The following is a 212-nucleotide window of genomic DNA, read 5'->3' as shown; positions in this document are numbered from 1 at the left end:
GCGTCAACCAGCGCTAGCGAATCCGCAAGTACATCAGCGTCAATGAGCGCCTCAACAAGTGCCAGCGAATCAGCAAGTACGTCAGCATCCATGAGCGCTTCAACAAGTGCGAGCGAGTCAGCAAGTACAAGTGCTTCCATGAGCGCCTCAACAAGTGCTAGCGAATCCGCAAGTACGTCTGCATCAATGAGTGCATCAACAAGTGCGAGCGA

1 protein-coding gene is annotated in these 212 nt (G+C 53.3%); it reads left to right on the top strand.

Annotation, left to right across the window (positions count from 1 at the left end):
* On the top strand, positions 1-212 hold a 212-nt coding region (locus HMPREF2877_RS11165; protein ID WP_256262918.1), incomplete at both ends, for a hypothetical protein.

Source organism: Streptococcus sp. HMSC072D03 (assembly GCF_001812855.1).
Lineage (GTDB): Bacteria > Bacillota > Bacilli > Lactobacillales > Streptococcaceae > Streptococcus > Streptococcus salivarius_D.
Note: the sequence above shows the minus strand (reverse complement) of the source record. Positions and strands in the feature narration are given on the sequence as shown.